Genomic DNA, 13174 nt, shown 5'->3' on the forward strand with positions numbered 1-13174 from the left:
GAGAACAAACGTGTACTGAACATCGAAGTTATGACTGGAACAAATTGAACAACAGCAGCCGGAAACCTTTTTCGTAGATTTCTGGCTGCTGTTGTTCATAAGGTGCAAAGATCAGGGTATCCCTATTGGTAGTTCCCTGCTTCTAATAATTGGGCTAATTCTTCAACGTCTGCCGTAGGGGCTTGGCAGGCGAAATTCTGGCACACGTAGGCGGTTGCCCCGCCACCGAGCTCAATCTTGTCCTGCACCAGCGGAATGAGCTTGCGAACTTCCTCGCCTGCCGCTCCCGGCGGGTGAAGAATCAGCAGCGCATTCGGCAAATACTGCTGCTGCACCGTACGCAGCATGTCCTTCGTCTTGGGCTGCGACGGGTCGCCGGCGATGACGATTTCGCTGGCTTCGCCGTAAGCGAAATCGAGCGCGGCCAGCATCAGCGCGTGGCCCGGCGGGTAGTTCGCAACAGCTCCGGCGAACGCCTGGAGCTGTTCGTCAGCAGCCTGCGACAGCTTCGCGTCGTAGGTGAGCCTGGATAGCCGCAGCATATTCAGCGCGGCGACTGCATTACCCGACGGCATCGCGCCGTCGTAAATCTCTTTAGGGCGGGTCAGCAGCTGCTCGGCGTCGCTGCCGTAGAAGAACAGCCCGCCCTTCTCTTCGTCTCCGAAGAGGCAAAGCATCTCGGCGTTCAGCTGGATCGCTTCACGGAGAAAGCGCAGCTCGAACGTGGTCTGGTACAGCTCGATGAGACCCCAGACGAGGAACGCGTAGTCGTCCACGTAGCCGAGGAAAGCAGCTTCGCCATCGCGGTAGCGGGCGAGCAGCCGTCCGTCCTCGCGGCGCAGCTCCCGCAGGATAAAGTCCGCGGCTTTTGCGGCAGCTTCCGCGTAGATAGAGTTATCCAAGGCACGCGCAGCCTTGGACAAAGCCACGATCATCAGACCGTTCCACGCGGTCAGAATCTTATCATCCTTGCCCGGATGGACACGCAATTCGCGATGCGCGAACAGCTTACCACGGGCAGCCTCCACCCGCAGCTTCAGCTCCTCCAGAGGAATCTGCTTACGCTTCGCGAACGACTCCAGCGTCGTGTGAATTAAATTCGGGATATTATGCCCCTCAAAATTGCCCGACTCCGTAATATCAAACAACTCAGCATACAAATCGCCTTCGTCCACGCCAAGAACTACCTCTACTTCATCCGGCGTCCATACGTAGAACTTGCCTTCTTCGCCTTCTGAGTCGGCATCCTCCGCGGAATAGAACGCTCCACCTTCATCCGTCATATCCCTAAGGATATACGTAATAATTTGCTCAGCCACCTCAGCATATCTGGCATTCCCTGTCACTTGATACGCTTCAATATAAGTCATCATTAATAACGCGTTATCATAAAGCATCTTCTCAAAATGCGGTACGAGCCACTTTTCATCAACTGAATAACGTGAAAACCCAAAACCTACATGATCATACATCCCGCCACGATGCATGCCATCGAGCGTCTTCTCCACAATCTCAAGTGCACGCTCATTCCCTGTTTTCTTATAATATCGAAGTAAAAACGACAGATTGTGGGAAGTAGGAAACTTCGGCGAGCTGCCAAATCCCCCATAGGTAGAATCAAATTGCTGTTCATACAAACGAAACGCTTCATGCAGCGTCTCCTCTGATACCTCACCGCCACTATGATGCTCCAAAAGCCGGCTCGTCGTCTCTTGAATCACCTGTTCTCCAACTTCGCGTATCCGCTCAGCATCCTCTTTCCACTTAACATCTATTTGCGCTACGATTTCTACCATCCCCGCGCGATTATACTTGCGGCTTCGCGGGAAATAAGTTCCTGCGAAGAATGGCTTCTTCTCCGGCGTCATAAACACCGTAAGCGGCCATCCGCCTTGCCCCGTCATCGCTTGACAGACTGCCATATAAATATGGTCTATGTCGGGTCTCTCTTCTCTGTCTACTTTGATACAGATAAAATCCTTATTTAGCATAGCCGCTAACGCTTCGTCTTCGAAAGACTCGTGGGCCATGACGTGACACCAATGGCAGGTGCTATACCCAATAGATAAGAAAACAGGTTTATTTTCCTGCTTAGCTTTTTCAAAAGCTTCTTCTGACCAAGGGAACCAGTGAACTGGGTTGTATTGATGTTGAAGCAAGTATGGTGACTTTTCCTTGGCTAATCTATTGGGTTTATTGTTCGTTGTCACGGGGCACCACCTCCTTGGGTTTTGGATATATTTGTTTCGTATCGAGTTTAACATATCCTACAATAAAATAAAAAACATCCATTGAAGATAAAAGTTCACATACATCCTCCCTGAGTTTCAGCAAATAAACATAAAGCCTACAGAATTAATTCCATAGACTTCTTCAAATAATATAGACGAAAAAGCCGATTACCTTGGAGGTTCGACTTCTTCAAACGGTTTTCAAAATGAAATGATTTCTAATATTCAAATACTCCAAGATTTTGCAAAGAAATCATGTTGATAAGATTGACTTGATAATTGGGTTCCCATTTAAGGTCTTGATGTTTAAGTGTTTCTTCTTCAAATGTTTTTGTAGCGTGAAAGAAACTATCAGTTCTACTTTCTCCATTATTTTGATTGCTATAGAGATTGTAAATGAAGTAATAGAAAGTTTTTTTCAATTCTTCAAGTGGTAAAGTGTTAGCCAAACCAGAGTTTACAATATCATTACTGCTTGCAAATAAACTAATAGCTTTTCCATCTGCCAACATTTCATGAGCAATACTATCTTTGCTGATGTTTTTTGCATCTCCATTTTCAAACAAAGAAGCGGTGTAGTAATTTTTAGATAGTACGCTGTTCACGTTATCTTTAGTCATGATACTTCTTCTTGACTAAAGGATTCAAGTGGAGCTTTATCTTGACCACGTTCTGTAACTTTCGCTACTGTTCGCTTAAACTCTCCATATCCATTGAATACAAAGTCAACAATTCCAGTACCATTTTCTTTGGTAATGTTGGCGGCTGAGTAATCGCCTAGAACATTTGTTCCAACTTTAATATCGCCTTTTTGATTACCATAGAGACGATAGTTTTTAATGAACTTGAACTCTTTTCCAAGTCGTTCAACAACGTAACCATAATCATCCTTTTGATATTTCAGGCGATTTTCATTTTGGAGGCTTCTGAAATCTAAAGCTTCATCAGACCATTGAGGTACATCACCAAATGTTGGACTTGAAAAGCTTACTACGGGAACTGTACCTTGTTTGCTTAATTGATTTGTATATTCATCAAACTTTACAAAATAGCTTGATATTTCTCCTCTAGATAGAGGAAGTCGTGCAACTTTCCAAAGAGGTGTGATGTCAATTTTTACAGATTTTTCATCAAAAATAGAGTAAGCGCTCACTTCTTTCCGTAGTTCACTTTCACTATTCTTGAGGTTTGAATAGAAGTAATCTGTAAGAATAATGTCTTCACCAGAAACTCGGTCAAATTTACTCAAGTCTCTATTCGGTTGAACAAAACTCATTTTACTGGAGTAATTAAATGCAGGTACATCTTCAGATGTTCCAAAAATTTGAACACCTTGCAGTTTTCCCTTGTGGCTTGCGAAATCCACTTTCAGCTTACTGTAAACTCCAATTGCATCTTTAATGCCACCAACATCAACCAAAATAATATTTGTCTTGTTAAATTTGTTTACGTATTCTTTGATTGCGTTCAAGTCATCGTTGGAAACTTTATCTCCATTATAAACAAAGTAGTAATAATCGGCGTCAGCAAGTTCATTACTTCCTACAATTACTGTGCTTGTACCTGCTTCCCACTTCACTTCGATTCCAAGAGCTTCAGCAATAAATCGAACTGGAACTAGAGTACGTCCTTCAAAGACAGTTGCAGGAGCATCAAGCTTTACTGTTTTACCATTTGCAATAGCGGTTTCATTATTAATTTGAAGAACAACAGTTTTGTCTTCCTTTGTGCCTGTTACTGTTTGAGTGGAAGTATCCCAATTTACTTCAGCTCCAAGAGCTTCAAATATAGCTCGTAGTGGAACAAAAGTGTGACCATTAATCACTTGAGGGTTTACATCAAAAGACAGATGCTTACCATTAACAACAACGTTAATGACATTCACTTCAGCATTCACGGGCATTTGATACACACACGTTAACATAATGGTAACCAGAGTAATTGCGAATAGTTTGATTGATTTTAAAAACAAAATTAATCAGCTCCCTTAAAGAAATACAAAAAGGAAAGGGCTTATGCCCCTCCCATCAATCATCTTAGTTTATTACAATATTATTTATAACATTTCCATTAATAGTAACTAATTTGTATGTCCCTGCGACCAGCCCATTAGTTGGAACTACTGTCGGCGTATCGGCAAGGAGATTAATTTGTACTCCTTTTACCGCTACATCTCCAATAGCAACAGATTGCTCTACTAAATATACGACTGCATCTGAACTTGATGTAATCGATTTAGATCCATTTGGATTGGAAACAAGCAGTGTTTGAATTAGCGAAGATGTAAAATAATCTGAAATAATTTCTTCATTAATTGGACTTTCACTGACGGCGTTACGCAAAGCCCCAGCATTAATTTTAATTCTTGTTTGCTTTCCATAATAACCATCAGCAAAAGTTACTCCTAAAACCATACCTCCGTCTGTAAAGAGAACCTGATCCCCTTCTGCCAATGGATGAAACTCTTCTGCAGAATAAGTTGATACCGTCACAGATGATTTTAAAGCAGTTAGATCTGCTTGAACATACTTGTTTAATACCAACCCTACACTATTAATCCTATTTGACATTTTGTCCACAATTCTTAAAGGCTTTTCAGATGTATCCAGTATTCTAACATAGTTTGAAGTGGAAATGTTCCCAGCCAAATCAACCGCCACTATAACGTAAAGATTACCTAGAGTAGTGTCCAAAGAGTCAGTAGGAAAACTTACACTGATGCCAGCCTTCACATTCACTACTTTGCCGCCTGCCACTATACCATCATCCAGACTTCCAAGTTGATCGTATCCCGACATTACGAGATATATTTTTCCATTCTCATTAGATGTAGCATTCAGCCGTTCTCCCTGTGTAACTCTTGGTTGCGTGAATCCAGAGATCACAGGCGCTGTAGTATCTGGAGCTGGTTTTGGGCTAGGGTCTGGTTCTGTAGTTGAAGAACTTCCGTTTCCTCCGCCACTTACAGGTGGAGAACTTACATTACTTGCAGGTGTACTTTTTCCACCAATATTCACGGTGACATCACTTGGCACGTTATTGCCAATCTTAGTGTTGACAGGAGCGCTCTCCATTGTAATACCAGGGGAGTTAATAGTAGCAGTTTGAACTTTACCATTACCCGTAATGTTTGCTGCTGCGTTAAGTACAAGAGAAGTAATCAAAGCATCCTTACTTACATCCACTTGAGTGTTACCAGCATCTTTATCTACATTCATGTTTTTTACGCTTCCCAGTGGAATTTGAACGAAGATACTCTTAGCGAGTAAGTTTACTGTTTCAAAGGTACCAGCCAACTGAACCTTGGAATCTTTCGGGAGAGCAGAAGATAGCGTTACATTATCAATTGCTACTCCACTCTCCGATTCAATTCGAGCGTTTGATTGAATGTTGATTTCTTGTACGGCAGAATTACTTCCGCTAACCACAATACGTACATTACCACCAACCTTATCGACAATTACTGTGACCATCACTGCGTTTTCAAAATGAATACTATGCTCACCGCCACCTTTTACAGTGGTTGTTCCATGTACCTTAACATTCTTTAGGTATACGTCCCCTTCACCAACCCCAGCTCCAATAAGAAGATCACCTGTAATATCCATATTTTGGAGTGTAACTCCAGGAACGCTGATTACTACATCTTTACTTACCTTTTCTACTCCAGATTCAGGACCAAACGTTCCCGCATGGTCGTAGCTTTGAACTTTCGAACTAACAGCACGGTCAAGAATTACTGTCGCTTCAGCTCTTGTTAGTTTCTCATTAGGACCAAATGAATCCTTGTTGTAACCATTCATAAGTCCTGAATCAATCACTGCGCCAATTGAACCATTACTCCAACTAGGACTTTCAACTGTATCGGCGAATTTACTAGCAGATTCAGATGGTTTGAGTGAAAGCAGCTTGGACACCACTACTGCCATTTCTTGACGAGTAATGTTGTTGTTAGGCTTAAAAGTTCCATCTTCATATCCAGTAACATATCCAACCTTTTGTGCTTTTGTTATTTCGTCATAATACCAATCATTAGCTTGTACATCGCTGAAACTTATTTGAGATGTATCTTTAAATCCAAATGCGTGATTTGTGGAGGTAATCAATTCAGCCCTTGCAATAAAAGCATCCGGTTTAAAGGTTCCATCTTCGTAGCCTTTGACAAGCCCTCGTGTTACCCAATCTTTGATTTGCTTTTCAGCCCAATGTCCAGATATATCGTTAAATTTGTTTGTTTGGCTTGCATCGGCAAATGCTGTTGCCGGAATAGAAATACTCAAAATCAAAAGCGTGATAAGCAGTTTACTAACAAGGTTCTTCATTTTTTCCTCTCCTCATGATGTCATCAGTTAAATAAAGACGCCTTTCCCAAAAACAATCAACTATTCAGTAACAATGATTGGTGTCAACCCACCACTACCGCATTTAGGACAACTATTACCACAGCTAGAACAATAAACCTTGAAGCAATTCGTACATTTATACAATGTATCCAGATGTTGCTTCTCATCTCCACAGCTCGGGCAAGTTTTCATTGGACGATTTCTCCTTCCTTAAATTATTGTTCATAGAATCTTGGTGTTCCGTGTCGATTATTGTCATAAATTAACACCGATATTGTATCAAACTACCGCAACGTATTACGCTGTTGCAAACATAATTAACAAATAATAACCTTCCGAGTGTTTAGCGATTGTAAGAATGAAAAACCGCTCTATTCCTTTGCCGGAATAGAGCGGTAACTAACATCGACTGAATAAATTAATCCTTATACATTTCCATCATTTCCATAAGAAAATATTTCACTTTCTCCCTTAACCACAAAGGAGACAGCACTTCTACCCAATGTCGTTCCGAGAATATCCAAAATAACGCGCTCTCCCCATGAGAAACGGTACATTCGTATACCAACCATTCTTCTCCTCGATCAATTAATTGATGAACGGGAAACTTCGCCACGAAGTACGATTCAATAAAAGGCTGCATTTTTAGCCGTATCACTGTAGTCGATGCTCCGTAGTGCATAAAGAAAGAATGATTCGCAAACTCTCCAGGCTTGAAGTAGTCATTACCATGCTGTTGTACGGCAAATTGGTCGTCCAAAACTTCGTACTTGTCAAATTGATCAATACGAAAAATGTTTCCTTCCACTCGCTTTACTCCCATGGGTTCAGCAATCAAGTAAAAGTAACCTTCGTCGAATATAAGTGTGTAGGGACGTATGTCGTATTGCTGCGATACGTTATAGATCGTCGTATACGTGACCCGCATCGTTTGTTGTCTTATGATGCATTGAAAAGCAGTTTCAATAAATTCAAAGAGGGGTTTGTTAAGTATCGGCTTATAATGAAAGCGAAAACTGCTTGCAAATTTTTTTAGCCGCTGTTGAAGCTGTGGAGTAAATGATCTCACAATGAAATTCTCTACTTGTTGTACCTCATCGGCACTAAGAGCGCGACAGCCATACATGACCATTAAAACAGCTAACGCACTGCTGAATGTATTTCCTGCGCTCATATCGTCCAGACCGACTAATTTATAACTTTTTTTCGAACGGCTATATTGAATTTCTACAGGCTTATGCATGAGTTCATTACGAATGGTCGCAATGTCTTTTTTGATCGTTTCGGCATGCTTCTCATAGGTAGCGCATAACTCCTGTACGGAAAGCTCCTCGCCATCGAGCAGCCGCAACATAATTTGTACGACACGGCTTAATGAATTTATTGACTCCATATAAAGAACTCTCCGTCTTGTTATTTTAGAGCCGCTTTTTGGGAAATGACTTCTTTCATAACCTGCTCAGCATCGAATAGCCCCTGTTCGACTGATTTTTTACCACGGAGAATTGCCTCCATTTCTTTACTTAAAACTGGCTCAAAAGCACTTGCATTAGGAATGCGAGAGAGGTAACGATCTGCCAATAATTGTTTTGGAGCTGCTGCCTGAGCAGGATTTACTTTTAAAAATTGCGCGTAGCTATCTAATGTAGAAACACTTGTCCGCACAGGCAAATAGCCTGTTTGCTCCGCCCAGTATGCGCTATTTTCTTTGTTAAGTAAATATTTCATGTACATCCAAGCGCCAAGCTTCTGTGCATCGGTTCCTCCATGAAACATGGTGATGTTCGTACCTTGGACATAAGCAACCGACTTCTTGCCTTTAGGCAGGACAGCCGTTGACCACGAAAACTGATTTCCCACAGCTTTTCCAACGAATGGAATACCCGCAGATGAGCCAACATACATTGCGACATCACCACGTCCGAACGGAGTTGACATAAACTGATCTTCTCCAGCCAAACGAGCAGTTCCGTCATGCATCATGTCGCTTACGAAAGCAACACCTTCTCTTCCTTCGGGAGAATTAAAAGCAGGCTGCTGCGTTTTAACATTATAAAACTCGCCCCCAGCTTGCAGCACATAGTTGTAAAGCTCCAAAAATACGGAATTTTCAAATCCAGTTCCGACGATTTTCCCTTTTCCATCAGCTTTCACCTTAGTCAGCGTCCTGGATGCTTCTCTCCATTCGTCCCACGTTGTCGGAATGTTGACATGGCTTTCATCAAGCATCGTTTTATTATAAAACAGAACAGGTATGCTTTTGTTGAACGGAAGACTGTAGTAATTACCACCCCACTGATTTTCCTCACGAAATACAGGATAAATATCCTCCAGTTCCTGCTTTGTCCAACCTATCTTCGAATCTGTTATATACGGATTCAAATTTTCAACTATGCCAGCTTTAATCCACTCATCGTTCCAATCCGCATATGTTTGTGACAAAATCGGAGACTGGTTCGACTTTCCTGCGGCCATTAATTTTTGGTGTAAGTCCGAATAATTACCTTGATTGACAAGTGTGACGTGAACATTAGACTTTTGTGTATTGAAGTCAGTTGTCATCTTTTGCAACGATTTTTCCAAATCTCCGCTCATTGCATGCCAGAATGTAATTTCAACTGGTTGTTTTGACGTGTTTGAAATACTGTCCTTCGAACATGCTGATAAACAAAGTAAAATGATGACTACGGTTAGGACAAAAAGCTTTTTCATGATGTTGTCAAATCCTCCGATAATGGGCAAGTGTGTATGCTTGATTTAATTTTTCGATTGTCCTACTTGGGAAATGCCTTGAATAATATGTTTTTGGAGCCAAATATAAAGAACAATCATCGGTAGCACCGTTAATGTCGCGGCGGCCATCAAGAGCTCGTAAGAAGTACCCGTGTCTGTGCTGAACGCGAGCATCCCCGCTTGAATGGTTCGCATTTCCACCCTGTTGGTGACAAGGATCGGCCACAAGTAGGCGTTCCAGCAAGCAATTGTTTTCATGATCAACAAAGTGGTAAGGATAGGAGTCGTGAGAGGAACCATAATTCGCCATAAGTAAAAAAATGGTCTGATTCCATCGACACGGGCGGCATGATAATACTCAGAGGGTACAGACGAGAAGTGCTGGACAAGCAAGAACACAGAAAAAGCATTCGTCATCCACGGAATTATGAGCGCTTCATAATGATCGATCCACCCTAGATGGGAAATCGTCATGTAGTTAGGAATAAGCAGCAGTTCTTCGGGAACCATCATCGTGCCAATCATCAGCGCAAACAGTATTTTTTTACCGTAAAATTGCAGCCTAGAGAATGCAAACGCCGCCAAAGTCGTGATTAGCATTCCACCTAGTGTACTCGTTACTACGATGAACACACTATTGGCCAAAAATCTCAGGAAGGGGATCGCATTCCAAACTGTAACATAATTGCTCCATTCCAAATGAGTGGGCAGCCAAGTGAGCAGCATCGCTTCTCTGCTCGATTTCAGCGAAGTTGCAATCATCCAAATGAAAGGCATCAACATGATGATACCGCCTATGTACAATATGGTGTCGATCAGCCAACCCCCAGCCTTATCTCTCATCCCGCTTCATACTTCCTCTCAAATGTTACACTTCATCAATAAGACCTACTGTTTCCTGCGAAAAATCCATAATTGAACCATCGTTAAACCAAAAGTAATAACGAACAATACATATGCTGCCGCAGAAGCTATTCCATACTCCGATTCGCCATAAAATTTTCTAAATATGTAGAACACAACGGTCATTGCACTATCCATCGGCCCCGCTTTACCGCCATACAAAGCATAGACCTCATCAAATGTTTTGAATGCGTGAAGCATCGAAATGATGACAACGTAAAGAAGTGTTGGAGCCAATAACGGGAGTGTCACCCGAGTAAATCGCCGCCATCTTGTCACGCCGTCCACCCTCGCAGCCTTGTCATACTGAGGATGAATACTCTGTAATCCCACCCAAAAAAGAACAATATTATAGCCCAAACTGCGCCATATACTAAACATAATTAATGATGGAAGCGCCCATTGTGGTGTGGTGAGCCAGCCTATAGGCGAAATTCCGATCCAACCAAGCATCGCGTTGAGCACGCCATATTCCGTATGAAATATCCAACGCCATGTCATCGAAACTGCAATGACCGATGTAACGAGCGGAAGGAAATAAGCCGTTTGAATGAAACGGCGCATATGAAGCCGAGTATGTAAGCCATATGCGATGCCAAGCGAAGTAAAATCGATAAAGGTACGACAGTTATCACGATCACGAGCGTATTCTTCAAAGCATATATAAATTCAGGGTCTTGCAGGACGTAGATGAAATTATGAATCCCACGTTTGTATACGATGTCTTTGTAAAAATCGTAATGAACATACAGACTTACATCAAATGACTGAAAGATTGGATAAACGCAAAACACAGCTATGACGAGAAAAGCGGGAAATAAGTACAACCATGCATGTAAAGTGCTGCGCCAAGTCGGTTTCTCGTTCACAAGCTCACACCTGTAAATCGCATTTCAACAAGTGATGGCCATTCATTTAGCCGCTGTCCCGTTTTCGCATCAAACCAATGTAAGCGATCCTCTCGCACTCTAAGATGAACCTCTTGTCCTACGCGAATGTTTGCATCTCGTGAAACGATAACTCTGAATGTAAACTCAGCACAACGCACTTTGAGTAAAAAGTCCCGTCCTGTCATTTCCATAGAAATCACAAGACCAGATAGAAACGCTTCGTCAGGCTCACAAACTAGCCAATCTTCCGGCCTTATGCCTATTATGAACTGTTCAGATTGGACTTGAAGCAAGTTCATGGGAGGATGACCGACAAACTCGGCCACTCCTCGATTTTGGGGATGATCATATAATTGCTGCGGCGTACCAAATTGCAAAAGTCGCCCCTTAGACATGAGCATGACGTAATCCGAAATACTCAACGCCTCTTCTTGGTCATGAGTCACAAATAAAGTCGTGATGCCGAAGCGTTGCTGGATTTGACGGAGCTCTTCGCGCAATTCCAACCGAAGTTTAGCATCCACATTCGAAAACGGCTCATCAAGCAGAAGCAGCTTCGGCTGTTTAACAAGCGCACGTGCTATAGCTGCTCGTTGCTGCTGTCCACCCGATAGTTGCCTCGGCTTACGGTCAAGCAAATGCTTAATTTGCAGTATGTCTGCGAGATCGTCAATGCGCTGCTTTTTATCTGATTTAGACCACTTCTTCATCGTCAAGGGGAAGCCAATATTCTCGTATACAGTCATATGCGGGTAAAGAGAATAATTCTGAAACACCATACCGATTTCACGCTGCTCCGTTTTTATCGGATTCATGAGTTGTCCATCAAATCTGATTTCACCTGACAATGGTTGAATCAATCCCGCTAATGCAAGCAATGTCGTGCTTTTGCCGCACCCGCTTGGGCCAAGCAGCGAAACCAGAGCACCGCTTGGAATCGTCGCGGTGAGTTGATCGATAACAAGTTCATTGACATATGCTATATTTAATTGATCTATTTGAATCTCCAGTATGTTTCACCTCAGGTTGCCGTCTAAATTCGACTTAATTCCCGAAAATTTTATTATTATCCTATTATATCTAACACGCAAGGTTATGGATATACTGGCTTTAATCATTTTCAAAATAAATAAAGAGCCTGCAATTTATGCAAGCTCTGATTTTCATATTATGAACAGAATCGAAATGCCATTCCAAATTAACACCAGACTAATAATATCGATGTTCTAATAATTCCATATTGCTTCCAAGCAAGATGTTCCCTGCGACCTTCACAGAACTCGTGGGACAATGGTAGACGGTATCCTTCTATTTATAACCGAAATAAACATTCAAATGCACAATATTCACGCGAACATCTAATCATGCGCATTTGGTTCAGTATCAATTGAATTCCACATCTCAGCAGGAGTGTATAAATATGTGATGGGCATAAGCTTCAGCGATATCTTCCTTACTGTCTTTCATTTAAGATCAGTCACTTCCCATTGTAATGAGGAATAGTTCAAAGTCCTTGTTAATATCAGTTTTGATGAGTTGGCAACCCTTTTCTTCGTATTCTATTACGTCTAAATTGGTTTTGGCCAGACTAAAATGTTTCAGAATTAAGAAACTGGACAAAGGGAAGTCATGTGCATTCCAACATTTTTTAAACCCTACAATGCCATGCGTTTTAATGAGTATATCCAATTCTTTTACAACAACACTTACAAAATCAATAATGTTACAATCTGCATCTATCTCCAGCTTTGGCTCAAGTTTAAGATCAATATCCCTGTATGTTACAACTTTAATATGTAAAGTTCCTTCGCTTTGTCTCGTTAACGTCCATTGCGTACCAGATGGCTCTGCGTACCATTCAAAGGTGTTGGATGTTTTCAGTTCATCGTCAGGTACACAACTTGGAATTACACTTACCAATGCGTCTAAAAAATCGTTCAATGCATTTGTAATATAACTTGTTGTAAAGTAACAGGTATTTCCATCTTTTTCAATGAAACCATCAGCCCATCCTAATCCAGATAACCTATATTCAAAATTCAATTCCATCCCTCTCCCTAATGAAATCCAAGTT

Annotated in this window: 10 protein-coding genes; all 10 read right to left on the reverse strand. The window is 41.9% G+C overall.

The features are described from left to right. Window positions 1–122: 122 nt before the first annotated feature. On the reverse strand, window positions 123–2210 hold the full coding sequence (locus FU659_RS05060; protein WP_222708481.1) for a thioredoxin domain-containing protein: 2088 nt from the start codon (window positions 2208–2210) through the stop codon (window positions 123–125). Window positions 2211–2449: 239 nt separating this feature from the next. Next, on the reverse strand, window positions 2450–2836 hold the full coding sequence (locus FU659_RS05065) for a hypothetical protein (RefSeq protein ID WP_222708482.1): 387 nt from the start codon (window positions 2834–2836) through the stop codon (window positions 2450–2452). Between the two features lie 11 nt (window positions 2837–2847). After that, window positions 2848–4128 carry a copper amine oxidase N-terminal domain-containing protein gene (locus tag FU659_RS05070; RefSeq protein ID WP_261807623.1) on the reverse strand — a complete coding sequence of 427 codons (1281 nt, stop codon included), beginning with the start codon at window positions 4126–4128 and terminating at the stop codon, window positions 2848–2850. Window positions 4129–4267: 139 nt separating this feature from the next. Next, window positions 4268–6553, reverse strand: coding sequence for an S-layer homology domain-containing protein (locus tag FU659_RS05075; protein WP_147946557.1), 2286 nt, complete (start codon window positions 6551–6553; stop codon window positions 4268–4270). Window positions 6554–6992: 439 nt separating this feature from the next. Continuing rightward, window positions 6993–7967 carry a helix-turn-helix transcriptional regulator gene (locus FU659_RS05080; RefSeq protein WP_147946558.1) on the reverse strand — a complete coding sequence of 325 codons (975 nt, stop codon included), beginning with the start codon at window positions 7965–7967 and terminating at the stop codon, window positions 6993–6995. Between the two features lie 20 nt (window positions 7968–7987). Then, a complete protein-coding gene (locus FU659_RS05085; protein ID WP_147946559.1) occupies window positions 7988–9286 on the reverse strand; it encodes an ABC transporter substrate-binding protein in 1299 nt (432 codons plus the stop codon). A gap of 45 nt (window positions 9287–9331) precedes the next feature. Then, a complete protein-coding gene (locus tag FU659_RS05090) occupies window positions 9332–10150 on the reverse strand; it encodes a carbohydrate ABC transporter permease (protein WP_147946560.1) in 819 nt (272 codons plus the stop codon). A gap of 45 nt (window positions 10151–10195) precedes the next feature. After that, window positions 10196–10774, reverse strand: a complete 579-nt coding sequence (locus FU659_RS05095; RefSeq protein WP_261807624.1) for a carbohydrate ABC transporter permease — start codon at window positions 10772–10774, stop codon at window positions 10196–10198. Window positions 10775–11075: 301 nt separating this feature from the next. After that, entirely contained in the window at window positions 11076–12113 is a 1038-nt protein-coding gene (locus FU659_RS05100) for an ABC transporter ATP-binding protein (protein ID WP_315971276.1), read from the reverse strand. A 460-nt stretch (window positions 12114–12573) separates the two neighbouring features. Then, the gene (locus FU659_RS05105) at window positions 12574–13143 is read right to left on the reverse strand and encodes a hypothetical protein (protein WP_147946562.1); all 570 of its coding nucleotides are present in this window, start codon (window positions 13141–13143) and stop codon (window positions 12574–12576) included. Between the last annotated feature and the right edge of the window lie 31 nt (window positions 13144–13174).

It is taken from the genome of Paenibacillus sp. N3.4 (genome assembly GCF_008017805.1).
GTDB lineage: Bacteria > Bacillota > Bacilli > Paenibacillales > NBRC-103111 > Paenibacillus_E.

What these genes read in the sequence shown, in the direction of transcription:
- FU659_RS05075 (WP_147946557.1), bottom strand. Translation starts at nt 6,553, where the DNA reads ATGAAGAACCTTGTTAGTAAACTGCTTATCACGCTTTTGATTTTGAGT.
- FU659_RS05080 (WP_147946558.1), bottom strand. Translation starts at nt 7,967, where the DNA reads ATGGAGTCAATAAATTCATTAAGCCGTGTCGTACAAATTATGTTGCGG.
- FU659_RS05085 (WP_147946559.1), bottom strand. Translation starts at nt 9,286, where the DNA reads ATGAAAAAGCTTTTTGTCCTAACCGTAGTCATCATTTTACTTTGTTTA.
- FU659_RS05090 (WP_147946560.1), bottom strand. Translation starts at nt 10,150, where the DNA reads ATGAGAGATAAGGCTGGGGGTTGGCTGATCGACACCATATTGTACATA.
- FU659_RS05095 (WP_261807624.1), bottom strand. Translation starts at nt 10,774, where the DNA reads ATGCGCCGTTTCATTCAAACGGCTTATTTCCTTCCGCTCGTTACATCG.